This window comes from Micromonospora maritima, assembly GCF_902825405.1.
Taxonomy (GTDB): domain Bacteria; phylum Actinomycetota; class Actinomycetes; order Mycobacteriales; family Micromonosporaceae; genus Micromonospora; species Micromonospora maritima.
Genome location: NZ_CADEAU010000830.1, coordinates 1 through 1,468, shown reverse-complemented (window position 1 = coordinate 1,468; position 1,468 = coordinate 1). Strand labels below are relative to the sequence as shown.

Sequence of the window (1,468 nt, the reverse complement as noted above, 5' to 3'; positions counted from 1 at the left end):
CATGCAGGCGCTGCCGGCCGGCGGCGGGATGCTCGCGGTCGCCGCCGCCGAGGCGGACGTGCGGGCGTCGCTCGACGGCGTCTCCGGCCTGGGGGTTGCCGCCGTCAACGGCCCGTCGTCCGTCGTGGTCTCCGGCCCGGCCGACGCGCTCGACGAGATCGCGCGGCACTGGCGCGAACGCGGCGTCCGGACCCGCGCGCTGACCGTGTCGCACGCGTTCCACAGCCCGCTGATGGAGCCGATGCTCGCCGAGTTCCGCAGCGTGCTGGACGGACTGGGCTTCTCCGCGCCGCTGCTGCCGGTGGTGTCAAACGTGACCGGTGCGGTCGCGGACCCGGCGGAGTTGACCGACCCCGACTACTGGGTGCGGCACGTGCGCCAGGCGGTCCGCTACGCCGACGGAGTCACCGCCCTGCGCGACGCCGGCGTGGACACGTTCCTGGAGATCGGGCCGCAGAGTGTGCTCACCGCGCTGACCGCGGAGATCCTGCCCGACGCGCTCACGGTCGCCGTGCAGCGCCGCGACCGGGACGAGAGCGCCGCGCTGCTCGGGGCGCTGGCCGACCTGCACGTGCACGGCGTGACCGTCGACTGGCGGGCCTGGTTCGCCGGCACCGACGCGACCCGGGTCGACCTGCCCACCTACGCGTTCCAGCACCAGCGCTACTGGCTGCCCACCGGCCGGGTCCGCCCCGGCGACGTCAGCGGGGCCGGCCTCGGCGACGCCGGCCACCCGCTGCTCGGCGCCGCCGTCACCGTCGCCGGCGCCGAGATGGTCCTGCTCACCGGTCGGCTGTCGCTGGCCACCCACCCGTGGCTCGCCGACCACGTGGTCTCCGGCGCCGTGCTCCTGCCCGGCACCGCGCTCGCCGAACTGGCCGTCCGCGCCGGCGACGAGACGGGCACCCCCCGCATCCGCGACCTCACGTTCGCCGCGCCGCTGGTGCTGCCCGAGACCGGCGCGGTGCGGGTGCAGGTACGCGTCGGCGCGCCCGACGGCACCGGCGGCCGCCCGGTCGCCATCCACTCGCAGCCCGACGGCGACAGCGACTGGACCGCGCACGCCGAGGGCGTCCTCGACCCGCCCCGGGTGGAGGAGCCCACCGTCGCCTGGCCGCCCGCCGGGCTCACCGAGGTGGACCTGACCGACTGGTACCCGACCCTTGCCGGGCACGGCCTCAGCTATGGGCCGACCTTCCAGGGCCTGCGCCGGCTCTGGACCGGCGACGGCGAGGCGTACGCCGAGGTGGCGCTTCCCGACGAGGCCACCGCCGAGGCGTCCCGGTTCGGGGTCCACCCGGCGCTGCTGGACGCCACCCTGCACCCGGCCGGGCTGGTGCTCCCCGGCGACGGCCCGCGCGTCCCGTTCACCCTCGACGGACTCCAGGTGCACGCCGCCGGCGCCCGCGTCCTGCGGGTCCGGCTCACCCGCGCCGGCGACGCCGTCCGGCTGGCCGCCGTGGACGAG

At 77.2% G+C, this 1,468-nt stretch carries 1 protein-coding gene; it reads left to right on the top strand.

Annotated elements, in window-relative coordinates; translation table 11 throughout:
• On the top strand, window positions 1-1,468 hold a 1,468-nt coding region (locus tag HUW36_RS32735; RefSeq protein WP_174531571.1), incomplete at both ends, for a polyketide synthase dehydratase domain-containing protein.